This window comes from Gloeomargarita sp. SRBZ-1_bins_9 (assembly GCA_039794565.1).
Lineage (GTDB): Bacteria > Cyanobacteriota > Cyanobacteriia > Gloeomargaritales > Gloeomargaritaceae > Gloeomargarita.
The window spans coordinates 262,510-286,161 of record JAUQVX010000001.1 but is presented as its reverse complement, the minus strand read 5'-3'; the positions used below and the strand labels follow the sequence as shown (position 1 = coordinate 286,161).

Sequence of the window (23,652 nt, the reverse complement as noted above, 5' to 3'; positions counted from 1 at the left end):
GCAACTAATCCTGCAATTTTTTACGGAAATCTTGACAAGACCGCTCCCCAAAACTACGCGTCCGCCAGCAAACTCTACAAAGTAAAGTTCTCTAAAGATTTTTATCAAACTTTTACAGAACTTGGGGGCTATTTTGCTTCCTGCCAATTGCGGCCCGCGTGCATATCCACCTCCAGGGGGACTGCCAGGGGCACGGCCTGGGCCATGATCTGCCGGATGGGAGATGCCAAGTGGGGCCATTCGTCCGGGGGCATCTCGAACACCAATTCGTCGTGGACCTGGAGCAGGAGATGGGCCTGGTAATCCTGTAGGAATTCATGCAGGCGGATCATGGCGATTTTGATGATGTCGGCGCTGGAACCTTGGATGGGAGCATTGGCCGCTGCCCGCAACAAACCTGCATCCACGGCATTGAGCCGCTTTTGCACCATCGCCCAATCCCTGTCGCTCAAGGGTTTCCCCCGTAACTGTTGCAGCCAAGGACTGGTGAACCGAAAGTAACGCCGCCGCCCGGTAAGGGTTTCCACGTAGCCCTGGGTCACCGCCTGTTGCTCCGTTTTTTGCAGGTAGGCAAACACCGCCGGGTAGCGTTGGTAAAAGCGGTCAATAAAGTCTTTCGCTTCGGCAAAACCAATCCCCGCTTCCCGCATCAGGCGCTGGGGTCCCATGCCGTAAATCACCCCGTAATTGATCACCTTGGCCAGGCGGCGTTCTTGCGGGGTAATGGTTTCTTTTTCGAGCAGCAATTGGGCCGTTAATCGGTGGATGTCCTCCCCCCGTTGAAAGGCGGCAATCAACACCGGTTCCTGGCTTAGGTGGGCCAAAATACGCAGCTCAATTTGGGAGTAATCCGCCGAGACCAACAGCCAGCCCGGTTGGGGAATAAATGCCCGGCGAATCTGGCGGCCAATTTCTGTGCGCACCGGGATGTTTTGCAGGTTGGGGTGGGAAGAGGACAAACGCCCCGTCGCCGTCATGGTCTGGTTGAAATCCGTATGCACCCGACCGGTATCTTTACGGCATAGTTGCGCCAGGGCATCGACGTAGGTGGACTTGAGTTTGGCCAGGGTCCGGTACTCCAGGATCACCTCGATCACCGGATGTTCCCCCCGCAATTTCTCCAGGGTCGCCGCGTCCGTGGCATAGCCCCACTGGGTTTTCTTGGCCTTCTTTTTGTTCAGTCCCAAAGTGTCAAACAGCAGGGCGCTCAACTGCTTGGGGGAGTTGAGATTAAATTCCTGTCCCACCAGAGCATGGGCCTGCTTTTCCAGGACCTGCAATTGTCGGTCAAATTCCCGGGACAGTTGCTGCAAAACCGCCACATCCAGGGCAATCCCCCGGTACTCCATCGCCGCTAACACCGGTTCCAAAGGCAGCTCGATCTCCCGAAACACCCGGTACAGGCTGGGGATTTTTTGCAGCTCCTTCTCCAGTAGGGGCGCCAGGCGAAACACCAGATATACATCCATCCCGCAGTAGGCCGCAACGGTGGGAATGGGCAATTCGGCGATAGTTTGCTGCTTGGGCACCAAATCCTGGTAGGACTGGGCCTGCAACCCCAGGTACTTCGCCCCCAAATCCGCCAGTTTGTGGTTGCCCTCCGGGTCGAGCACATAACTGGCCAGCAGGGTGTCAAACACCACCCCCTGTAGGTGAATCCCCTGCACCCGCAGCACATTGCGGTCAAATTTGGCGTTCTGGAACAGCTTAGGGTGGGTGGGGCTTTCCAGGATGGGTTTGAGCTGTTGCAGCACCAGCGCCCTATCCAACTGTTGCCCCTGATGATGCCCCACGGGAATATAGGCCACCTGGTTTTCGGCCCAGCAGCAACCGATCCCCACCAATTGCGCATCCCGGGGGTCCAAAGCCGTGGTTTCCGTATCCCAGGCCACCGGCGTGGTCAGGCCCTGGAGCGTTTGCACCAGTTGTTGCAACTCAGCCGCGGTGCCAATGGTCCAGACGGTAAAGGGAGGTGTCCAGGAGCGCTGGTGGGCCGTCTCTTCCGCCGAAAAAAAATCCAACTCCTCGGCCTGGGTGCCCCCCAACTGCCGGTAAAGCTGGTCAATGTGACGCTGAAACGATTGCAATTCCAGCTCCTCCAGCAGGGGCAAAACCTCAAAAATATCAAACCCCACCAATCGGCAATCCTCCCAGGTGACCTCCAGGGGCACATCGTCATGAATCGTGGCCATAAAGCGGGAATGATAGGCCGACGCCTTGCCCTCGGTCAGTTTTTGTTGCTGGGCCTTGGGCAACTCCTCCAGGTGGGCGTACAGGTCATCCAAATCCCGGTATTTCTGCAACAAAGCGACCGCCGTCTTCGCCCCAATCCCCCGTACCCCGGGAATGTTATCGGCACTGTCGCCACACAGGGCTTTGAAATCCACCACCTGCGCCGGTTGAATGCCTAATTTTTCCACCACACCGGCTGGGTCAACCTCCACCGGCGGCCCATTTTGGTTAGACAACAGCAACACGTGGATCCGGTCATTCACCAACTGAAACAAATCCTGGTCGCCGGAGAGAATTTTCACCACAAAACCCTCCCGTTCCGCTCGCCTGGCCAACGTCCCCAAAATGTCGTCTGCCTCGTAGCCCGGGGCCATGACCACCGGAATGCGCAACGCCCGCAACAGTCGCTGGAGATTGGCCACATCGGGATGGAAATCATCCGGGGCCTCTACCCGCCCCTCTTTGTAACGGGCATCGGCCACATGGCGAAACGTGGGTTCCCGACAGTCAAAGGCCACCGCCAAATGGGTAAACGTTTGCCGGTTTAAGACCTCCAGCAGCGCTTTTACAAACCCGTAGGTGACACTGGTGGGAATCCCCGTTTTGGTGCGCAGCCCCCCTTCCCGTCCCTTGGCCAAGGCGTAGTAGGACCGAAACGCCAGGGAATGGCCATCCACCAGCAACAAACAGGGGGCAGTCATCAAGGGGTGGGCATCCCGTGCCGTTGGATTAATTCTAGCGCCCGCTGCACCTTCTCCGGGAACACCACCACCAGACTCCCCGGCGTGGCCTTACCTAAGGCCGTGCGAATCGCCGTCGTCTCGTCCCGGATGATTTCCCAACGGCAGGCCGTACCCGCTTGCACCAGCCCCTGGCGGATTAGCTCGGCCACCTCCCCCGGCGCCCGGCCCCGCAAATCGTCGTCCTCCTTAATAATCACCCAATCGAACACCCGCCCGGCAATTTCCCCCAACTGGCGCAAGTCCTCGTCCCGCCGGTCCCCCGGACCCCCAATCACCCCAATGCGTAACCCCTCCTGCCAAGCCCGCACAAAATCCGCCACCGCCGCGTAACTGTGGGGATTGTGGGCGTAATCCACCAGGGCATGGAAGGACCCCACCGGCAACAGATTCATCCGCCCCGGCGTTTGGGTGGTGGACGCGCTAAAGGTCCGCAACCCCTGGCGAATCTGGGCCAAGGTCACCCCCTGGCTGTAGGCCGCCAAGACCGCCGCCAGCACATTGGCAATCATAAACGGCACCCGCCCCCCTAGGGTCAAGGGCACCTCCGCTGCCCGCAGGATGCGCAGCGTCCATTCCCCCTGGTACAGCCACAACTCCCCCTGATCATAGACCGCCGCCAAGCCCCCCCGCCGCCGGTGCGCCTGGATCAGGGGATGGTCCGCCCGCAAGGCAAAATAGGCCACCCGCCCCTTGACCCGCGCCGCCATGGCTGCCACCCGCTCATCCTCGGCGTTGAGCACCGCCACCCCACCCGGCGCCACCACCTCCGCCACCACACTTTTTACCTTGGCCATCTCCTCCAGGGTGTCAATGTCGTAACTGCCCAGGTGGTCCGCTGCCACATTCAACACCACCCCCACATCACACTCCCGGAAGGCCAGCCCTGAGCGCAAAATTCCCCCCCGGGCGCACTCCAGCACCGCCACCTCCACCAGAGGGTCGTTGAGGATCAACCGGGCGCTCTGGGGTCCCGTATTGTCCCCCGGCTCCACCAGGTAATCCCCCACATAGGTCCCATCGGTGGTGGTAAATCCCACGACCTTTCCCGTCTGCCGCAACAGGTGGGCCGTCAGGCGCGTGGTCGTCGTCTTGCCGTTGGTGCCTGTGATGGCGATGATGGGGATGCGACAAGGCCGACCCGGGGGAAACAGGGCCTCCACCACCGGTGCCGCCACATTGCGGGCCAGGCCCTCGCTGGGACGATAATGCATGCGAAACCCCGGCGCTGCGTTCACCTCCACCACCACCCCGTCCGTTTGCCGCAGGGGTTGGGTAATATCTGTCGTCACCACATCAATCCCGGCAATATCCAAGCCCACCGCCGCCGCCGTCCGCACCGCCAGCCAGGCATTCTCTGGGTGAATATCATCCGTGCGGTCCACCGCCGTCCCCCCTGTGCTGAGATTGGCCGTGCGCCTCAGATAGGCTATGGCCCCCTTGGGCAGCACCGTCTGAGCGTGGTACCCCTGCCGGGCCAGAATTTGCTCCGTCGTCTCGTCCCAACTGATCCGCGTCAGCACATTGTCATGGCCTTCTCCCCGGCGGGGGTCCCGATTGACCTGGTCCACCAGCTCCTGAATCGTATGCATCCCATCCCCGACTACGTGGGCCGGCACCCGTTGGGCCACCGCCACCACCTGGCCATTGATCACCAAAATGCGGTGGTCATGTCCTTGGTGAAACCGCTCCACAATCACCCGTCCCGCCCGGGATTCCGCCATGGCCAGGTCATAGGCCGCCAGGGCCTCCTCATAGGTGCGGATATCCAAGGTAATTCCCCGCCCGTGATTGCCATCCAACGGCTTGAGCACCACCGGATAGCCCCCCACCTCCCGGATGGCCGCCGCCAGTTCCCGTTCCCGTCGGATTACCGTTCCCCGGGGCACAGGAATACCCGCCTCCTGGAGCATCTGCTTGGTGCTCTCCTTATCGCCGGCCAGTTCCACCCCCAGGATGCTGGTGCTATCCGTCTGGGTTGCCTGAATCCGCCGCTGGTAGCAGCCATAGCCCAACTGAATAATCCCCCGCGCCCGTTCCCGCCAGGGGATCCCCCGCGCCTCGCACTCCCGCACAATCGCCTCCGTGCTAGGACCCAGGGCCGCCTCCGCCCGGATGTGCCGCAGTTCTCCCACATCCTCGATCAACTCCTCCAGGGGATAGTCCTGCTCCTGAGCCAAAGTATGGACAATCCGCACCGCCGCCCGCCCGGCCAGCCGTCCCGCCTCCGGCTGTTCGTACTCAAACACCACCTGCACCACCCCCGGCGTGCTCGTCCAGCGACTGCGGCTAAAACTCACCCCCATCCCGGCAATGTACTGCAACTCCAGGGCCGTATGTTCCACCACATGGGCCAGGGACGTCCCCTGCTGCACCTCCTGCAAAAAGCCCCCCCACCGCTGGGCCACGCAGTAGTGCTCCGCCAGGCCCGGCAGCAGGCGGGTCAACCGTTCATAAAAGCCGGGAATATCCGTCGTGCGCACCATCGCCCACCGGCCCAGGTCCAACCGCAGCACGATTAACTTAGTACGGTCAACGCTCCAGTAATTCGGGCCGTTGAGGGTCAGGATGCGCAGGATCTCCACGGTCGCGTCCTCAAACCGGACAGTGCTGGTAAACCGGGGGGAGCACGCGCCGCCGCCGGTAGTCAAACCGGTCCCCCCGCCGCAACAGATGCACCCGCAAATTGTGAATGCTCACCGGCGTGCGACTATGGGGATGGCACTCACAAAAGGAGGCCGCCTCCCCCGCATCCAGAATCATCACCGTACCGCGCCCTAGCACCTGCAACTCCCCCGACCGCTCAAACAGGGCACAGGTATCCTCATCTACCCCCACCCCCAAACAATCCGGGTGCATCACCACCGCACTGAACAACCGAGCCACCCGATTGCGGTTATGGAAATGCTGGTCCACGATCACATCCGGCAAAAACCCCAAGCCATCAGCCATGTGCACTAGAGCCGGGTGGGGCGATTCCCCACTGCCGCCGCCAGCAATCATGTGATAGCCCATTGCCGCTGCCCCTGCACTGGTGCCGGCCAAAGTCAACTGCCCCCGTTCCCGATAATAATGCAAGGCCGCCAGGAGGGCCGAATCCGCTAACAACGTCGCCAGGCGCAACTGGTCACCCCCAGTGAGGAAAATTCCCGTAAAATCCTGCAACCGCTCGTGCCAGCGGGGGTCTTCGGTCTGCTCCCGTTCCCGCACATCCAGCACCTGCACCCAGCGACAGCCCATATTTTCAAACAACCGTTGGTACAAACTGCCGATGACCGCCGGTTCCCCCGACGCCGAGGGAATAATCCCTAACCGCGCCTGATAACCCCCTGCCCGCCGCCAGAACGTCTGGAGAATTTCCAATTGATGCACCTTATCCTCGGCACCGCCAATCACCAACGTTGGGGCTTGCTCCATGTTTTGTCGCTTGCTCGTCTCTTAATCTTCAGTTAATCATAGCCGTTCCCACAAACGGTGTTCCAGGATGCAATTTGCCCTTCAACCCGCCCGTAATGGGCCATACCGGCGCCGCTGACCCAAGCCCACAACTGGTCACCCCAGGAAAAGTGCCACCACTCCCGGGGATGGCGCACCAATCCCGCCTGGGTCATGACCTGGAAAAGCAACTGCCGGTGTTGCCCGTAGAGGCTGTGGGGCGGGTAGTAATGGGGGTGGGAACGGGGCGACGGTTCATCGATAGGGGAACCCATATCCACTGGCTGTCCCTGGGCATCCAGCAGGGTGACATCCACAGCCGCACCGGTACTGTGGGGGGGTGGTCGCTGGGGGTCATCGCTGGGGACGGCCCACACCTGGTACACCTGTGCCCACAGCGCCTCGGCCGGTTGGTCAGGATACTGGCGGGCCAATTGCCGGTAGGTATAGTCCACCATAAACGCCTGCACCCGGTTGGGCCGGTAGCCGTCATAAAGGCACAAACGCCAGCCCGGTCGCAGAGTTTGCAGGACCTCTTGGGCCTGGAGTAACCGCGCCATCACCCCCCGCCGCAACCAGAAGGGTGAAGTTTCCCCGTAGGGTGCCCCCAAGGCCAGGTAGGGATGGGGCTGCACCAGGGCCAACCGGTCCGCCGGCACAGGCACCAGGGGTTCCCCGCACTCGTGAATCGGCAGGTCGCGGTAAGTCACGCCGGCGCTACCCCTAGAAAGGCCACCAACTGCCCCCAGATCCAATCCAGGCTGCGGTGCAAGGTGTGGTCGTCGTCCACCGAGATCAGGGTCACCCAGGGGCGGGTATGGGCGTAATCTTCGCTCACCGCTAGCGGCACCACGTCGTCCTGACGACCATGCACAATAAGGGTGGGCACAGGGCGCTGCAACCGGCTCTCGTCATAGGTCTGCAAATCCGTCCAAAACCCGTAGTGCAAGAGCAACTCCTTCCCTTCGCCGTAGTGATAGACCGGGATTGTCCCCTGGGTGCGCCATTGTTCCCATTGGGCAGGCGTCAGGCGCTGCAACCAGTACTCCCGCATCCGCAAAGCCGGCGCCAGCAACACCAAATGACTCACCTGGGGATACCGTTCCGCCACAAAAACCGCCGTCAACCCCCCAAAACTGGAGCCAATCAACACCGTCGGTTCCGGGGTTAGGGTTTCCGCCACCCGCTGGATTTGCCGCGTCAAGGTCAGATGGGTAAAATCTCCCTGGTTCAAATCGGGGATGGCCATGGGCATACCCACCCGGGCCAGTTGTTTTTGCAGATACTGGGCCTTGCCGGAGCGGGGACTTGACCCAAAGCCATGGATATAAACGGCGCGCTGGGGTCTCATGGGGCGGGCACCAGTTCCACCAGGGGTTCTAGAGTTGGCCAGGTCACTGCCGGCTGCCGGTGATAGCGCACCATGGTGGTGGTCCGGTTTTCCTCAAACCCCAGGCGTTCGTAGAACCCCTGCTGGCTGCTGGTCATGAGATACACCCGCTCCACCGACCGGATGCTGGGATGGGCCAACACCGTCTCCACCAAGCGTCGCCCCAGGCCTCGACCCCGGTACTCCGGGTGAATCACCACGTCCCACAATACCGCCCGGTACACTCGGTCCGACGTCGCCCGGGCAAAGCCAATCAGTTTCTCCCCATCCCACACCGTCACCACCGGATCGCTGTGGGCCAAGGCCGTCTGTAACTCCTCCACCGTCCGATTTACCGCCCAAAACGCCCCTATGTTCAACAGGTGTTGCAATTGCTGCACATCCACCCGGGCCAGGTCGGTGCTAATGGTGATGGTCATGGTCAAAAAACAGTGTCAACTTGACTGAGCATAGCAAAAATCACCATTTTTAACCTAGCCCAGTCGTAGGCAACTCATCGGTTACGTAGGGCTACCATTTCCTGAAAAGTTCAGCTTCATTTTAACTTTCCCCCTGGGGCAACATAAACGCCGGAATTTCCAGGGTCAGATCCAGCAGCAAGGCCCGGCGGATGTCTCCCACAGCTCCCCGTTGACAGTAGGCCAGAGCAAAGTTAGGGTCTAGACGCAACGCCTGGTTATAGTTGGTCATCGCCCTCTGCCAGTCATAAGCATTGCCCACCGCGTCCTGCCGGCTGGGGTTCAAAGCCGTGCCGTGGATGTAGGCGAAATTGGGGTTGATCCGTAGAGCTTGCTTCTCGGTCACGGCCCGAACGCCGGTGGTCGCAAATCAATGCCCCCTGGGGTTCCCACCGCAGCGCCTCCCCTGGTAGTCATGGGTTGGCAGACGCAGCAAGCTCTACCGGTAATAGGCCGCGCCGTAATGGGGTTGACACTGCACCGCCTGGCTGAAAAACCGTAGCGCCCTTGGTTAATCCCCCGCCTTTCCGCGTGGTCAAAACCTTCGGCTTGGAGCCGTATGCTGGGCTAGGGAGAAATCGGTGGGGATCTGGGGCGACGGTTCACCTGGGGTGCGTCTGTTCCCAACCCTCTGGTATTAAGGTTTGCTGGTGACCGTCATCACACGGAAAGGGGTTTTCGTTAAGATCGGGTGTTTGCTCAAAATAGGCCGGTTTGGGTGCATGTCAGTAAAGTTACTGGGGTTTTGATTAAGGGTTGTCCGCGCAAAGTTCCCATCCTCGGTTCTGGGGGACGAGCAACTTTCAGTCCTGTTTTCCCATCATTATTGACATACAGTTGATAGGGGTTTGGGTATGGGGTTTGCTTTCTGGGCGCAAGTACCGTTACCGGCTCCCCAGCATGATTCCGGCATCCAGCAGATTCAGTGGAACGGGGAAACTTGGGTAGGAGCTTGGCGATGCTGGCGGGATGGGCAAGGGCGTCTCCGTTTGGCCGTCAGTGACCAGGATTTGACCCAGCGGCTAGGGGTGCGGCTGCGGTCTAACCGGCGTCCTGAGGAGCAACCGGTCGTCTGGTTCAGTCCAGTGCAGTCTTTGGCGGTATCCTGGCATCCCCAATACCTGTGGCGTTACTTGGACGTGACGGACCTGTGGGCGGCTGTGGGCTGGCAGACCCAGGTGGAGGGGAATCGGCTGAGCATTACCGCCCCGGTCCCCCAGATTCGGGAGATACGCCAGAGTGCCCGGCGGCTGGTGGTGGAGATGGATAAACCGGCGCCCTTTCAGGTACAAACCGGCGGTCAACGCACGGTGGTACGGATTCTAGCGCCGGGGCGTAGCGAACTGCGGCAACACTTTCCCGATGGGCGATTCAGTGCCCAGGCAACGGTGTTGACCTTCGACCGGCCCATGCAGGTGACCACTTTGCCCAACCCCCCCCGCTTGGTCATCGAACCCCGCACCCCAGAACCCCTAGAGATTCACTGGGCCGAGGGTTTATGGTGGCGCCAGGGGCAGGTGCAGGGGTTTCCGGTGACCTGGCTAGAGATTGACCCCCGGCGGTACACCATGCGGCCAAGGTGGGATAGTACCCAGGGGCAACAGGGGCTTTCCTCTTTACCCGCCCTAGCCCAGCAAGCCCGAGGAGTGGCGGCCATCAACGGGGGATTTTTTAACCGCCAGACCCAATTACCCCTGGGAGCGCTGCGCGTCGAAGGGCAGTGGTTTAGCAGTCCCATCCTGCAACGGGGGGTAGCCGCCTGGAATGACCGGGGACAGATGGTGTTTGGCCGGGCGCAACTCCAGGAACAGCTCCGCGTCAACCAGGGGCCGCCCGTGACTCTGCAATCTTTGAACTCGGGGTTTGTGCAGCGGGGACTGGCGCGGTACACGGCTCACTGGGGCGCCTATTACACCCCCTTGACCCCCAACGAAACGGTGATTCGCATCGAACAGGACCGGGTGATGGGCGTCATCAGCGGTGGGTTGATTCCTATTCCCCTCAACGGCTACCTACTGGTGGGGCGGGGATGGGACGGGCTGGCCGGGCAATTTCCCCCCGGGGCGACGGTGCAACTGCGCCAACAGGTCACGCCCCCCTTTTTGCAGGACTATCCCCATGTCCTAGGCGCGGGGCCGTTGCTGCTCCAGCAAGGGCAGGTGGTGCTCAACCCGGAACAGGAGCAATTCCAACCCTTTTTCATCCGGCAACGGGCGCCCCGCAGCGGTTTGGCCGTCCAGCGCCAGGGCCGGTGGCTATGGGTGACCGTCAGCGGCAACGAGCGGGAGCAGCAGGGACCTACCTTGGCAGAATGGACTCGTATCCTGCAGGAGCTGGGGGCAGTATCGGCCCTGAACCTAGACGGGGGCAACTCCAGTGGACTGGTACTGGGGGGCCAGGTGTTAGTACCCGGGGGCCGCATCCATAATGCCCTAGTACTGCGCCGTCGTATACCGTAAGTTGAATAGGGGGTAGTGAATGGGGTATGCAACTTCAGCGGCACCACTGGGTGGATTTGACGTTTACCTGGCGGGGGTCGGTCTTGCCCAATGTGCTGCCCCGGGTAGTGTTTTACGGGGTGCTGGCCTGGGTGGTGGTGTTGGTGCATCGGTACTGGATGCCCTTGCCCCCGTTTCACTTGGCGACCCTGGCGGTGGAGGTCGTGGTGGGTTCCCTGTTGTTTTTCCGCACCAACACGGCCTATGACCGGTTTTGGGAAGGGCGTAAGGCCTGGGTCATGCTCGTCAACAGCGCCCGCAATCTGGCGTTACACTTGTCCGTCATGGTGGAGGAAGCCGGCCCCCGTGACCGACAGGCCAAGGAGGAAGCGGTTCGCTGGGTCATTGCCTACGCCATCACCTTGAAGAATCACCTGCGGGGGCGTTCATCCCTGGAGGAGTTGCAGGGCCTGCTAAGCCGCGACCGTTTGTTCCAGCTGGCCCAGGCGGAGCACCGGCCCTTGACAATTGCCTTTTGGTTGGCAGACTACCTGCGTTGGCAAAGTCAACAGCGGCGGCTGACCTCTTACCAGTTCATTGGCCTGGAGCGGCGGCTGTCGGAATTGGTGGATGCCTTGGGCATTTGTGAGCGAATTCGCCGGACTCCCCAGCCGTTGGCCTACTCGGTGCACTTGCGCCATATTCTTATCCTGTACTGTCTGTCGTTTCCGTTTCGGCTGGTGTCCCAATTGGGGTGGGGGGTGATCCCGGCAACAGCCATCGCCGCCTTTGTGGTGCTGGGGATAGAAGAGATTGCCCTGGAAATCGAAAATCCCTTTGGCGACGACCCCAACGACTTGCCCCTGGAGCAGCTCTGCCAGGTGATTCAACGGGATCTGGAAGCATTGCTGCAGTTGGCTAGTTCCCAGCAATGGACGGTGGCGGTTCCGCCGACCCCCCGCTAGTCCTGCGTCCCCCCTATCGGTTAGGATCAGGGCAAAGGTTGTGGGTTGGCTATGAGTCAAGGGACGGGTGTGAGCGCCACATTTGACCTTTCTGCTTACCTCAAGGAGCGGCAACAGTGGATTGAGGAAGCTCTGTCGGCGGCCATCCCCGTGCGTTACCCGGAACGGATTTACGAGGCCATGCGTTACTCCCTCTTAGGCAGCGGCAAACGCCTGCGCCCCATCCTGTGCTTGGCCAGTTGTGAATTGGCGGGGGGAACGGTAGAAATGGCCATGCCGACCGCCTGCGCTCTGGAGATGGTCCACACCATGTCCCTGATTCATGATGACCTGCCGGCCATGGACAACGACGACTACCGGCGGGGCCGCCTGACGAACCACAAGATTTATGGAGAAGCCATTGCCATCCTGTCGGGGGACGGGTTATTGGCCTATGCCTTTGAATGGTTGGTGCGGCAAACCCGGGGGGTGCCGGCGGAGGCAGTGCTGGAGGTGGTGGCGCGGTTGGGCCATGCGGTGGCCGCGACAGGACTGGTGGGGGGGCAGGTGGTGGACCTAGAATCCGAGGGCAAAACCGATGTCAGCCTGGAAACCCTCAACTTTATCCATACCCACAAAACCGGCGCCCTGTTGGAAATTTCGGTCGTCTCCGGGGCCATCCTGGCGGGAGCCGGGGAGGAATTAATCAACGCCCTCACCGAATACGCCCAGAAAATCGGCCTGGCCTTTCAAATCGTGGACGACATCCTGGACATCACCAGCACGAGGGAGGAGTTGGGGAAAACCACGGGCAAGGACCAAAAGGCGCAAAAGGTCACCTATCCCCGCCTGTGGGGCATCGAAGAATCCCGGCGGCAGGCCCAGCAGTTGGTGCAGGAGGCCCAAAAACGGCTGGACCCCTGGGGTGAGAAGGCCATCCCCCTGCAAGCGATCGCCGATTTCATCGTCGCCCGCACCCATTAAGATAGAAGGCGAAGGCAGGGGCGAGCAACGATGGCGACGTGGAACGGGGTACTCCTGGTGGCACTCCTGGCCTGTGGCTTGGCCCAGGTCACCAAATCTCTGGTCTCCCTGGTGCAACAGGGCCGTTGGCACCCCAAGACTTTGATCCAATCGGGGGGGATGCCCAGTTCCCATGCGGCTTTGGTAGCGGCCCTGGCGGTGGCGGTCGGGCAAACCTGGGGTTGGAACGGACCGGAATTTGCCATTGCTGTGGTGGTGGCCCTGATCGTCATGTACGACGCGTCGGGGGTGCGGTTGGCAGCCAGTCGCCATGCCCGTTTGCTCAACCAGATGGTGGATACCCTGCGTCGGGAACACGCGGAATTTCAAGACCAAAACCGTCTGCAGGAGTTGCTGGGGCACACCCCGGTGCAGGTGCTAGCAGGGGGGTTGCTCGGCGCTATGGTGGCTCTTATATTGACCCCCTGGTTACAGACCTAGAAACGCCCTGCCCAGGTTGGCCTGCCGCAAAATCGCCGTGACGCCGTCGGCCACCAACTGCACAGCTATCGCCAGGATGAGGAATCCCAGGATCCGGTTGCTCGCCCCCGTTTGCCCGAGGACCTCCAGCACCAGACACAGGTACACCAGTCCACTAAACCGCAAGATGCCCAGGAGATAGCCCAGATATTCCCACCAGTGATGACCGCGGGTCGAGAAGCTGATGAGGGGGAAATATCGGTTTTATCCAGGGCCTCGGTGTGTTCCTGCACCGTTAGCCGTTGCTGGGCCGTGACCATTTCCCAAGCCGAACCACCGCCAGGGAAATGCCGAAAAAGTCCAACAAGGCCAAGACCAAAAACACATTCCCGGCAATCTTGCGGGCCTAGCGTAGCCGATGGGCATGGGTATAACCGGCCGTAAGGCGGTAAAAAAGGGGAATCGCGCCCAGGGGATGGGAAACCGGGTCGCCACCGTAACCAGCGCCAGGGATTGGGGAGACGCCATCAGGGGTTCCATTCTGCCACCGAGCAGGGCACTCCCTATCCCCCCACCTGGGCCTGGTATTCCGCCGCCGAAAGCAGGGTTTCGATTTCTTCAGGCTGGGTCATCTGCACCTTGAGCAGCCAACCCAAACCATAGGGGTCAGCGGCAATTTTTTCCGGCGCCTCCACCAGTTCCTCGTGCACTGCCGTGACGATTCCCGATACAGGGGCGTACAGGTCCGACACCGCCTTGACCGACTCAATTGTGCCGAAGCGCTCCCCCTTTTGTAACTTGTGTCCTACGGGCGGCAATTCCAGGTAAGTAATGTCGCCCAGCTCCTCCACCGCAAAAGCCGTGATACCCACCACTGCCAGCCCATCCTGGAAAGCCACGTATTCGTGACTGGGCGTATAGCGCAACTCAGCCGGGTAGGTCAGGGCCATTATTTATCCCCCACGACGATAAAACGTTCTTTTTCCTACTGTAACCGGTAGCCCCTGATCCCGCACCTGAACGGTCAATTCGGTGCCCGCCACCGCCCAGGCCGTATCGACATAGGCCAAACCGATCGGCCGCCCCAGGCTCAAGGACAACGTGCCACTGGTCACATGCCCCACCAACTGCGTCCCCGCCAACACCGGATACCCCGTCCGAAAAATGCGCCGCCCTGTCCCCCACAGCCCTACCAATTTCTGGGCCACCCCCGCCTGCTTTTGCATCTGTAGCGCCGCCCGCCCGATAAATTCCCCCTTGCGCCAGTCCACCACCCAGTCCAGCCCCGCTGCCAAGGGTGTCGTACTTTCGTTCATATCCTGGCCGTACAAGTGGAACCCCGCCTCCAACCGCAGGACATCCCGGGCCACCAGACCACAGGGCGTCGCCCCCCGTTCGACCAGCGCCTGCCAGATCGCCTGCCCCACCTGGGGTTCAGCCTGGATTTCCCAGCCATCTTCCCCCGTGTAACCCGTGCGGGCTGCCCAAATCGTTCCCCAAGGCGTGGTCACGGTTAAATGCCCAAAACGGGGAATGTCCGCCAGGAGCGTATCCGTCAAGGTCTGCAGCAGGGCCGTCGCCTGGGGTCCCTGAAGCGCCAGCAACGCATCCTGCCGCTGCTCCAGATGAACGGTGGCCGGTAGGTGCTGTCGTAACCAATGCATGTCCTTAGCAGTACAGGCTGCATTGACGATTAACTTGACCTCCCCCTCTCCCTGGACGTAGATGATCAAATCGTCCAAAATACCCCCCTGCTCGTTCAGCAACAGCGTGTATTTGGCTGTGCCGGGAGATAGGAGGGCAATGGCACTGGGCACCAACCGGTCCAAGTGGAGCAACACATCCGGCCCCGTTAATTGAATCTGCCCCATGTGGGAAATATCGAATAAACCCGCCCGTTGGCGTACCGCCTGGTGTTCGCTGGTTAAACCGCTAAATTGGGCCGGCAATATCCAATTAGCGAATTCCGTGAGTTTGGCCTGGTGTTCATAACAGGATTGTAGGGGGGAATGGGGCATAGCCGCGTGACCTGAAGATGTTTTGATTGTAGCTTAGATCGGGGGTTGGTATAATAATCGGCAGAGTTTTGTACAGGGGACGAGGACAATGAAACCGGAAACCCGCGACCGGATTGAATCCCTAATCAAGAACAACAAGATCATGGTTTTTATGAAGGGAACTAAACTGATGCCCCAGTGCGGCTTTTCCAACAATGTGGTGCAGATTTTGAACGCGTTGGGCGCTGTTTACGAAACTTTTGATGTGCTCAGCGACGAGGAAATCCGGCAAGGGATCAAGGAATACAGCAATTGGCCCACCATTCCCCAGGTGTATATCAACGGGGAATTCATCGGTGGATCGGACATCATGATTGAGATGTACCAATCCGGGGAACTCCAGGAAAAGATCGCGGTGGCGATGGCCTCCTAGAGGTCCTTACTCCCCCAGCCCGGCGCCACCTGAGCTGCCCGGAGGATAAAGGCTGCTAACTGGGCTAAGGCCCCGTCGGGCACGCTCTCGGGGGGCAAAGCGCGACAGGTATAGCTTTCCTCCCGGCCGTCGTAACTGCGGGGTGAGCGCATAAAGGCCATCAAGGCCGCGATGTTGTCCCGCGGGGGGGTGGCGCCCTTGAGGTCGGTTAGGGAAAGGGACACCCGGGGGTTAGGGAGGGTGGCGCCCCCCACGTGGCAGTTCAGGCAGTTTTTTTCGAACAACCGTTTGCCCACGCTCAGGTCAGCAGCCGTAAAGGTCCGTAACGTGCCACTGGCGTCCGCCGGGAGGGCCACGGGATTATCCGCCTGGAGGTAACGCTGGACATAGGGGTCGATGCGGGCGGCCCAAACCGGTGGCACCGCCCCTAACCACCAGACCAGCAGCACCAGGACTAGTAGTGCACCTTGCCGCCGCCCCACTGGACCCCCCGGATTTTCGGTTGAATCAGAATGTGCCCGGCAATGGCGTACAGGTCATCCTCGGTTAAATCGCGCATTTTGGGATAAATATCGGCACTGGCGATACTGGGATGAGTTTCCGCAATGGAGGTTAAACCGTCGTAACTGGTGGGGTTTTTCATATAGTCTACCAGGGCCTCGATATTATTGCGCGGCGGCGTGGCCAGGGCCAGGGATTCCGGGTCTAACCCCACCGCCGGGTTGGTTTTGGTAATCCCCCCCGCATGACAGGTGGCGCATTTGGCGTTAAACAGGCGTTTGCCCCGCTGCACCTCCTGGAGGCTCAAAGTGACCATATCGCCCTTATCGTTCAGGGGAACCGTGCGGGTGGCGGCGTCCAGCTCGACAGCCCACACCGGCGTCAGCCAGCTCCACCCCAGCCAGATGGTGACCAACAGCCACAGGCACATTCTAATCATGATTCTCCTCTTGATGCCCAACACAACAGCAGCACCCTTTAGCTTAGCAGGAATCCGGGGGTCGCATAGCGATGACCGGGGATTTGGGGCACAGGGCTGTGTAAACGCAGCAGTTGCCCCAGGACTTTTTTCAGGCGAGTGCGCGGCACGATCATATCCACAAACCCGTGTTGCAATAGGTATTCTGCCGTCTGGAAGTTGTCGGGCAGCTTTTCCCGCAGGGTTTGTTCAATGACCCGCCGCCCGGCAAATCCGATCAACGCCTTGGGTTCGGCCAGGATCAAATCCCCTAGCATGGCAAAGCTGGCGGTGACCCCCCCGGTGGTCGGATGGGTCAGTACGCTGATGTAAAGTAAGCGGGCTTGCCGGTGGCGTCCCAAGGCGGCGGCGGTTTTGGCCATTTGCATGAGACTCAGCATCCCCTCTTGCATGCGGGCGCCCCCGGAGGCACAAACCAGGATCACGGGCAGGCGACTTTGGGTGGCCGTTTCCACCAGGCGGGCAATTTTTTCCCCCACCACCGACCCCATACTACCGCCCATGAAGTTGAAGTCCATCACCCCCAGGGCCACCGGTATCCCTTCGATCTGCCCTAACCCCGTTTGGATGGCGTCCTTCAGGCCCGTCTTGAGTTGCATTTCCCGCAGGCGCTCGCTGTAGGGCTTGCGGTCCACAAAGTGCAGGGGGTCCGTTGGCAGGAGGTGTTCGTTGATGGGTTGCCAGGTGTCGGCGTCCATGAGTTGTTTGATGCGCTCCTGGCTGCTCACCGGGTGATGGTAGCCGCATTCGGGACAGACTTGGTTATTCAGGTGCAAATCTTTGGTGTAGGTCAGGGCACCGCAGGCAGGGCATTTGGTCCACAGGCCGTCGGCAATTTCCCGCTGCTGCTGTTCCTGGCTCAGGGGTGCTGCCTTGGGTCGGTTGGCAAACCAGTCAAACAAGCTCATGGCGCGCTAAGTTTTGCCGGTCTTTTCGCATCTTAGCAGGGTTAGCCCCGGGTGGCGAAGGACGCACCCGTCTGTGGGAAAATCCTAAAATAGCATTCAAAGTTTTTGGGTCCCCCCATGGCGATTGGTTACCTGGCCCTGGTGCTGCACGCTCACTTGCCCTTTGTGCGTCACCCGGAATCCGACTATGTGCTGGAGGAGGAGTGGCTCTACGAGGCGATCACGGAGACCTACATCCCCTTGATTCGCATGTTCGAGGGACTCCAGCGGGACGGAATTGACTTCAAAATGACCCTGAGCCTGACGCCGCCCCTGGTGCAGATGCTGCGGGACCCCCTGTTGCAGGAGCGCTACGACCAATACCTGGCCAAGTTGGAGGAGCTGGCGGAGCTGGAGATCGAACACAACCAGCACAACGGCCACATCAAGTACCTGGCGGAACATTACGCCCGGGAGTTCAATCTCATCCGCCAAACCTGGGAGGACTACGGCGGCGACCTGGTGGCGGCCTTCAAGCAATTCCAGGACACTAACAACCTAGACATCATCACCTCGGGGGCTACCCACGGTTACTTACCCCTGATGCAGATGTATCCCCAGGCGGTGTGGGCGCAACTCCAGGTGGCCGTGGAGCATTACCAAGAACATTTCGGTTGTATGCCCCGGGGGATATGGATTCCCGAATGCGCCTACTACGAGGGCCTGGAACGTCTGCTGGCGGATGTGGGGATTCGCTATTTCATCTGCGATGGGCATGGGTTGCTCTACGCTCGGCCCCGCCCCCGCTACGGCACCTACGCCCCCGTCTTTACAGAAACCGGCGTGGCGGTTTTCGCCCGGGATCACGAGACATCCCAGCAGGTGTGGTCTTCGGAGGTGGGGTATCCCGGCGACCCGGTGTATCGCGAATTTTATAAGGACATTGGCTGGGAGGCGGACTACGAGTACATCAAGCCCTACATCATGCCCAACGGCCAGCGTAAGAACGTGGGGATCAAATACCACCGCATCACCCACCGCAACGGCAGCCTGAGCGACAAAGCCCTATATGACCCCTACTGGGCCAGGGAAAAGGCCGCTGAACACGCCGGTAACTTCATGTACAACCGCACCCAACAAATTGGTTACTTAGCCGAGCTGATGCAGCGACCGCCGATTGTCACCGCCCCCTACGACGCGGAGTTGTTTGGCCACTGGTGGTACGAAGGCCCCTGGTTTTTGGACTACCTGTTCCGCAAGTCCTACTACGACCAGGACGTGTACGAAATGACCCACCTGAGCGACTACCTGCGGGCGCATCCCACGCAACAGGTCTGTCGGCCGGCCCAATCCAGTTGGGGCTATAAGGGATTTCATGAGTACTGGCTCAACGAAACTAACAGTTGGATTTACCCCCACCTACACAAGGCCACCGAGCGGATGATTGAACTGAGCCGCCGCGAACCCCGAGACCAGTGGGAATGGCGGGCCTTGAACCAGGCAGCACGGGAGTTGTTGCTGGCCCAGTCGTCGGATTGGGCGTTTATTATGCGCACGGGGACGATGGTGCCCTATGCCGTCAAACGCACCCGCTCCCATCTCCAGCGCTTTAACCGTCTGTATGAGGAGATCAAGGCGGGGAAAATTGACCGGGAGTGGCTGGTCAAGTTGGAACAAATGGACAATATCTTTCCTCATATCAACTACCGGGTGTACCGCCCGTTGGACTAGGCTAGGGTAATGTCGGGAGTGTGAAACGGTTAGCCTATGACCAAGGTGGATAAAAAACAAGCCCTCCCCTCCTCCAAAACGACAGATGAAAATAGCCTGGTGGAGTGGGCCAAAACGATTGGTGTGAGTTTACTCCTGGCCTTTGGCATTCGCACCTTTGTCGCCGAGGCCCGCTATATTCCCTCGGAGTCCATGATGCCCACCCTCCAGGTAAACGACCGGCTGATCATTGACAAGGTCACCTATGAATTTCGCGACCCCCAGCGGGGAGAAATTGTGGTGTTTCAACCGACGCCGGTGTTGCGGGAGCAGGGGTTTCGGGATGCGTTTATCAAGCGCATTATCGGGTTGCCGGGGGAGCAGGTGCAGGTGAAAGGGGGGGTGGTGTACATCAACGGCCAGCCCCTGGCGGAACCCTATGTGGCAGCGCCGGCGAATTATGAATACGGGCCGGTGACGGTGCCCCCCGGTCATTACCTGGTGCTGGGGGATAACCGCAACCACAGTTTTGATAGCCACTTTTGGGGATTTGTCCCCCGGCGCAACATCATCGGGCGGGCGGCGGTGCGCTTCTGGCCTCCCCACCGCATCGGCAGCATTCCTTCACCCTAGGACTCGCACCTGGGACCAATCGCTGAGGAGGGCATCGGCTAGGGGCGCCAGTTTTTCTGCCCGGTGAAAGCCCCAGGTGACGGCAATCGCCGCAGCGCAGCCCGCCCGTTTGGCCATTTCCAAATCCACCGGCGAGTCGCCGACCATCACCGTTTGCCCAGGTTCCACCCCGAGGATTTGGCAGGTGTGCAGGAGGGCCTGGGGGTCAGGTTTGGTGGGGGGCAGGTCAATACCCGTGTAGTAGTGCAGTAGGTCTTGGAGCTGGTTGTGGGCCACAAATCCCTGCACGTTAGGGGAAATATCCGCCGAGAGAATGGCCTGCCGGTAGCCCGCTTGGGCCAGTTGGGTCAAAACCTCACGGGCGCCCGGGCGCAAGGGAATGGTGTGGACGCCGGGACAGACCTGTTCCACCTGCCGAAATGTCTCCCGTGCCAGGTGCAAGGCGCTCTGCCAGTCCCAGCCCTGTTCCGCCACATAGGCCGCAGCAGCAATTTCGTTTTCATAGCGGCTGCCGGTGGCCAGCAATCCCCCCGGTTCCAGTCCCCCATTCCTATAGCCAAAGGCCACCCGCAAGCGCGCCGCCACCCCCGGCACCTGCTTTTCTAGGTACTGCAAGCGTTTTTCCCCCACCTGCCGCCAGTAGTCCAGCGTATCGGCCAGGGTCCCGTCCTTGTCCCAGACCACCGCCTGGACAGCCGGCAAACGTAACCCGTTGATGATGAGCGTGGGCATGGCCGTGTCTCCCGTGGGACCGTTTCCAGCCTATCACCCCGTTTGGTAGGATGGGAGCGTGGTTGACGGCAAAAAACCCATGGCAAGGCCCCAGCGCTGGTGGTTGCAATTGGTCATGGTGATTGGCGGGGCGGCCTTTTTGGGACTAGGCGTGCTGCCCTACCTGGACAATCTATTGCCCAAGCCCACACCTGCGGAATCCCCCTCGCCAGCGGATCAGGTGAGCGCTGCCAAGGGCTATGAACTGGTTCTACAAAAAGACCCCAATAACACCTATGCCCTGCGGGGGTTGTTGAAGATTCGCCTCCAGGAGAAGGACCTCAAGGGTGCCGTGCCCCTCCTTGAGCGACTGGCCAAATTGCATCCCCAGGTGAGCGAATATGGGATTTTACTGGCGCAAACCCAGGCTGAGCTTGGGGACAAGGAAGCGGCGGTCAAAACCTATCGGGAATTGCTCCAGCGACAACCGGGGAATTTGCTGGCGTTGGTGGGCGTCACCGACTTACTGGTGCAATTGGAACGTCCGGCGATGGCCGAATCCCTCCTCCAGCAATCCCTACAGAAAGTGAATCCCCAGCAGGCCGATGTGACAGGCATCCAGATTCAGATGGGGCGGGTGTATCTGGCCCAGGGGAAGACGGCAGCGGCCCTAGCCCTGTTTGACCAATTGATACGGGAAAACCCTCAGGATTTTCGCCCCATTTTTGCCAAAGCCCAGACCCTCAAGGCCCTCGGTAAAACCCAAGAGGCCCAACCCTTATTTAGCAAAGCCGCGGAACTGGCCCCCCCGGAACATCGGGATGAAATTCAACGGCTAGCAGCAGCCACCCCTGCCCCTAGTCCGCGTCCCTAAATGTGGGTGTACCAAGGCCCAAAGCATAGGAAAACTGTATGACAACAAAAATCCCCCACCCATACCAGGCAGGGGATGAGTGAATTAGTTTGAAGTAGCAGTTACCTAGCCAAAGATAGAGGCTGTCGAAGCAATCAAGAACGCCGCGTAGGTCAAGATGTAACCCACCGTGAAGTGGGCCAGACCCACCAAGCGCCCTTGGACAATAGACAGGGCCACCGGCTTATCCTTCCACCGCACCAGGTTAGCCAGGGGCGTCCGCTCATGCGCCCAGACCAGCGTTTCGATCAACTCTTGCCAGTAACCCCGCCAGCTAATCAGGAACATGAACCCCGTCGCCCAGACCAGGTGCCCGAACAGGAACATCCAGGCCCACACCGACAGGTTGTTCATCCCGTAGGGGTTGTAGCCATTGATGAGCTGGGAGCTGTTCAGCCACAGGTAATCCCGCAGCCAACCCATCAGGTAGGTGGAGGACTCGTTAAACTGGGCCACATTCCCCTGCCAGAGCGCCAGGTGCTTCCAGTGCCAGTAGAACGTCACCCAGCCAATGGTGTTCAGCATCCAGAACATGGCCAGGTAGAACGCATCCCAGGCGGAAATATCGCAGGTGCCACCCCGCCCCGGACCGTCGCAGGGGAAGCTGTAGCCAAAGTCCTTCTTGTCCGGCATCAGCTTGGAACCCCGCGCATCCAGCGCCCCCTTCACCAGAATCAGGGTCGTGGTGTGCAGCCCTAGGGCAATCGCATGGTGCACCAGGAAGTCCCCCGGCCCAATCGTCAGAAACAGGGAATTGTTGCCCGCATTGATAGCATCCAACCACCCCGGCAACCACACATTCCCGTAGTTCGGCCAGGCCGTGGAAGCAATGCTGTCCGGATTCGAGAGCAACACATTGAACCCATACAGCGCCTTCCCGTGGGCCGCCTGAATCCACTGGGCAAACACCGGCTCAATCAGAATTTGCTTTTCCGGCTGCCCAAAGGCCACCACTACATCGTTGTGGACATACAGACCCAGCGTGTGGAAGCCCAGGAACAGACACACCCAGCTCAGGTGGGAAATCAACGCCTCCTTGTGCTCCAGCATCCGGGCCAGCACATTGTCCTTGTTCTGCTCGGGGTCATAGTCCCGCACAAAGAAGATGGCCCCGTGGGCAAACGCCCCCACCATCAAAAACCCGGCAATGTACTGGTGGTGGGTGTAAAGCGCCGCCATGGTGGTTTGGTCCTGAGCCAGGAAAGCATAGGGCGGCAGGCTGTACATGTGCTGCGCCACCAGGGAAGTGATCACCCCCAAGCAGGCCAGGGCCAACCCCAACTGGAAGTGCAGCGAGTTATTGATCGTGTCGTACAGCCCCTCATGGCCACGTCCCAACAAGCCCCCAAAGGGCGTTCCCTCCGGTGGTCGGTGCGCCTTCAGGATTTCCCGGATGCTGTGCCCGATGCCAAAGTTGGTGCGGTACATGTGCCCGGCGATGATGAAAATCACCGCAATCGCCAAATGGTGGTGGGCAATGTCCGTCAACCACAGGGACTGGGTCTGGGGATGGAAGCCCCCCAAGAAGGTGAGAATTGCCGTTCCCGCCCCCTGAGCCGTGCCGAACACATGCGCCGCCGTATCGGGGTTCTGGGCATACACCCCCCAGTTCCCCGAGAAAAAGGGCGCCAAACCCGCCGGGTGGGGCGGCATGCTCAGGAAATTATCCCAGCCCACATGCACCCCCCGGGATTCCGGAATCGCCACGTGCACCAGGTGCCCCGTCCAGGCCAAGGACGACACCCCAAACAGCCCCGCCAGGTGGTGATTCAACCGGGACTCGGCGTTCTTAAACCAGGCCAAGGAAGGCCGGAACTTAGGTTGCAGGTGCAGCCACCCCGCAAACAGGGCCACCGCCGCCAACAGCAGCAGGAAAATTGACCCCGCATACAGGTCGTTATTGGTGCGCATCCCGATGGTGTACCACCACTGATACACCCCCGAGTAGGCAATGTTCACCGGCCCTGTCGCCCCTTGCGCCTGGGTAAAGGCCTCCACCGCCGCCTGACCAAAGTGCGGATCCCAAATGGCATGGGCAATCGGCCGCACATTCAACGGGTCCTTAATCCACTGCTCAAAATTGCCTTGCCAGGCCACGTGGAACAGGTTCCCCGACGTCCACAGGAAGATGATTGCCAGATGGCCGAAGTGGGAGGCAAAAATCCGCTGGTAGAGATTTTCCTCCGTCATGCCATCGTGGCTTTCAAAGTCATTCGCCGTCGCCAGGGCATACCAAATCCGCCGTGTGGTCGGGTCTTGGGCCAAGGCTTGGCTGAATTTCGGAAACTTCGTCGCCATAGTCTCTCCTT

General features: G+C 60.1%; 23 protein-coding genes. 8 read left to right on the top strand and 15 right to left on the bottom strand.

Annotation, left to right across the window (positions count from 1 at the left end; genetic code table 11):
- Nucleotides 1–128 precede the first annotated feature (128 nt).
- The 7 genes from polA to Q6L55_01540 form a co-directional block, all read right to left on the bottom strand.
- Nucleotides 129–2,933 (bottom strand): DNA polymerase I, encoded by a 2,805-nt coding sequence (gene polA, locus Q6L55_01570; GenBank protein MEN9257407.1) that lies wholly within the window; start codon nt 2,931–2,933, stop codon nt 129–131.
- A complete protein-coding gene (gene cphA / locus Q6L55_01565; GenBank protein ID MEN9257406.1) occupies nt 2,933–5,557 on the bottom strand; it encodes a cyanophycin synthetase in 2,625 nt (874 codons plus the stop codon). Before cphA ends, polA begins: the two co-directional genes overlap by 1 nt.
- A gap of 10 nt (nt 5,558–5,567) precedes the next feature.
- Nucleotides 5,568–6,389, bottom strand: a complete 822-nt coding sequence (locus Q6L55_01560; GenBank protein ID MEN9257405.1) for a cyanophycinase — start codon at nt 6,387–6,389, stop codon at nt 5,568–5,570.
- Nucleotides 6,390–6,421: 32 nt separating this feature from the next.
- Nucleotides 6,422–7,117 (bottom strand): M15 family metallopeptidase, encoded by a 696-nt coding sequence (locus tag Q6L55_01555; GenBank protein ID MEN9257404.1) that lies wholly within the window; start codon nt 7,115–7,117, stop codon nt 6,422–6,424.
- On the bottom strand, nt 7,114–7,758 hold the full coding sequence (locus tag Q6L55_01550) for a YqiA/YcfP family alpha/beta fold hydrolase (protein ID MEN9257403.1): 645 nt from the start codon (nt 7,756–7,758) through the stop codon (nt 7,114–7,116). Before Q6L55_01550 ends, Q6L55_01555 begins: the two co-directional genes overlap by 4 nt.
- Complete coding sequence (locus tag Q6L55_01545; protein ID MEN9257402.1) at nt 7,755–8,216, bottom strand: GNAT family N-acetyltransferase; 462 nt, start codon at nt 8,214–8,216, stop codon at nt 7,755–7,757. Before Q6L55_01545 ends, Q6L55_01550 begins: the two co-directional genes overlap by 4 nt.
- A 121-nt stretch (nt 8,217–8,337) precedes the next feature.
- Nucleotides 8,338–8,601 (bottom strand): tetratricopeptide repeat protein, encoded by a 264-nt coding sequence (locus tag Q6L55_01540; GenBank protein MEN9257401.1) that lies wholly within the window; start codon nt 8,599–8,601, stop codon nt 8,338–8,340.
- 508 nt (nt 8,602–9,109) lie between these two features.
- Here Q6L55_01540 and Q6L55_01535 point away from each other — a divergent pair.
- The 4 genes from Q6L55_01535 to Q6L55_01520 are packed head-to-tail and all read left to right on the top strand — an operon-like array spanning nt 9,110 to nt 13,101.
- Nucleotides 9,110–10,714: a phosphodiester glycosidase family protein gene (locus tag Q6L55_01535; GenBank protein MEN9257400.1), complete on the top strand. Its 1,605-nt coding sequence runs from the start codon at nt 9,110–9,112 to the stop codon at nt 10,712–10,714.
- Between the two features lie 26 nt (nt 10,715–10,740).
- Entirely contained in the window at nt 10,741–11,658 is a 918-nt protein-coding gene (locus Q6L55_01530; GenBank protein ID MEN9257399.1) for a bestrophin family ion channel, read from the top strand.
- Nucleotides 11,659–11,709: 51 nt separating this feature from the next.
- Nucleotides 11,710–12,621 (top strand): polyprenyl synthetase family protein, encoded by a 912-nt coding sequence (locus Q6L55_01525; GenBank protein MEN9257398.1) that lies wholly within the window; start codon nt 11,710–11,712, stop codon nt 12,619–12,621.
- Between the two features lie 30 nt (nt 12,622–12,651).
- Complete coding sequence (locus Q6L55_01520) at nt 12,652–13,101, top strand: divergent PAP2 family protein (protein MEN9257397.1); 450 nt, start codon at nt 12,652–12,654, stop codon at nt 13,099–13,101.
- Here the strand turns inward: Q6L55_01520 and Q6L55_01515 are convergent.
- The 3 genes from Q6L55_01515 to gcvT all read right to left on the bottom strand — a co-directional run bounded on the left by Q6L55_01515 (nt 13,090) and on the right by gcvT (nt 15,098).
- Nucleotides 13,090–13,266: a hypothetical protein gene (locus Q6L55_01515; GenBank protein ID MEN9257396.1), complete on the bottom strand. Its 177-nt coding sequence runs from the start codon at nt 13,264–13,266 to the stop codon at nt 13,090–13,092. The genes Q6L55_01520 and Q6L55_01515 overlap by 12 nt on opposite strands.
- Nucleotides 13,267–13,643: 377 nt before the next feature.
- Nucleotides 13,644–14,030: a glycine cleavage system protein GcvH gene (gene gcvH, locus Q6L55_01510; protein ID MEN9257395.1), complete on the bottom strand. Its 387-nt coding sequence runs from the start codon at nt 14,028–14,030 to the stop codon at nt 13,644–13,646.
- Between the two features lie 3 nt (nt 14,031–14,033).
- Complete coding sequence (gcvT, locus tag Q6L55_01505; GenBank protein MEN9257394.1) at nt 14,034–15,098, bottom strand: glycine cleavage system aminomethyltransferase GcvT; 1,065 nt, start codon at nt 15,096–15,098, stop codon at nt 14,034–14,036.
- Nucleotides 15,099–15,186: 88 nt separating this feature from the next.
- On the opposite strand from gcvT, the gene grxD reads away from it, so the two are divergent.
- On the top strand, nt 15,187–15,510 hold the full coding sequence (gene grxD / locus Q6L55_01500) for a Grx4 family monothiol glutaredoxin (GenBank protein ID MEN9257393.1): 324 nt from the start codon (nt 15,187–15,189) through the stop codon (nt 15,508–15,510).
- Here the strand turns inward: grxD and psbV2 are convergent.
- Genes psbV2 through accD form a run of 3 tightly spaced genes read right to left on the bottom strand, consistent with a single transcriptional unit; the run spans nt 15,507 to nt 17,397 of the window.
- The gene (psbV2, locus tag Q6L55_01495; GenBank protein ID MEN9257392.1) at nt 15,507–15,959 is read right to left on the bottom strand and encodes a photosystem II cytochrome PsbV2; all 453 of its coding nucleotides are present in this window, start codon (nt 15,957–15,959) and stop codon (nt 15,507–15,509) included. The genes grxD and psbV2 overlap by 4 nt on opposite strands.
- A 5-nt stretch (nt 15,960–15,964) precedes the next feature.
- Nucleotides 15,965–16,450, bottom strand: coding sequence for a photosystem II cytochrome c-550 (gene psbV / locus Q6L55_01490; protein MEN9257391.1), 486 nt, complete (start codon nt 16,448–16,450; stop codon nt 15,965–15,967).
- A gap of 38 nt (nt 16,451–16,488) precedes the next feature.
- Nucleotides 16,489–17,397, bottom strand: a complete 909-nt coding sequence (accD, locus tag Q6L55_01485; protein MEN9257390.1) for an acetyl-CoA carboxylase, carboxyltransferase subunit beta — start codon at nt 17,395–17,397, stop codon at nt 16,489–16,491.
- A gap of 117 nt (nt 17,398–17,514) precedes the next feature.
- Here accD and Q6L55_01480 point away from each other — a divergent pair, with 117 nt between their 5' ends.
- On the top strand, nt 17,515–19,107 hold the full coding sequence (locus tag Q6L55_01480) for a DUF1957 domain-containing protein (protein MEN9257389.1): 1,593 nt from the start codon (nt 17,515–17,517) through the stop codon (nt 19,105–19,107).
- A gap of 36 nt (nt 19,108–19,143) precedes the next feature.
- Nucleotides 19,144–19,719, top strand: coding sequence for a signal peptidase I (gene lepB, locus Q6L55_01475; GenBank protein MEN9257388.1), 576 nt, complete (start codon nt 19,144–19,146; stop codon nt 19,717–19,719).
- Here the strand turns inward: lepB and Q6L55_01470 are convergent.
- Nucleotides 19,711–20,451, bottom strand: a complete 741-nt coding sequence (locus tag Q6L55_01470) for an HAD family hydrolase (protein ID MEN9257387.1) — start codon at nt 20,449–20,451, stop codon at nt 19,711–19,713. The genes lepB and Q6L55_01470 overlap by 9 nt on opposite strands.
- Before the next feature lie 79 nt (nt 20,452–20,530).
- Between Q6L55_01470 and Q6L55_01465 the strand changes: the two genes are divergently transcribed.
- The gene (locus Q6L55_01465; GenBank protein ID MEN9257386.1) at nt 20,531–21,304 is read left to right on the top strand and encodes a tetratricopeptide repeat protein; all 774 of its coding nucleotides are present in this window, start codon (nt 20,531–20,533) and stop codon (nt 21,302–21,304) included.
- A gap of 105 nt (nt 21,305–21,409) precedes the next feature.
- Here the strand turns inward: Q6L55_01465 and psaB are convergent, their stop codons facing one another.
- Nucleotides 21,410–23,641, bottom strand: a complete 2,232-nt coding sequence (gene psaB / locus Q6L55_01460; GenBank protein MEN9257385.1) for a photosystem I core protein PsaB — start codon at nt 23,639–23,641, stop codon at nt 21,410–21,412.
- Nucleotides 23,642–23,652 lie beyond the last annotated feature (11 nt).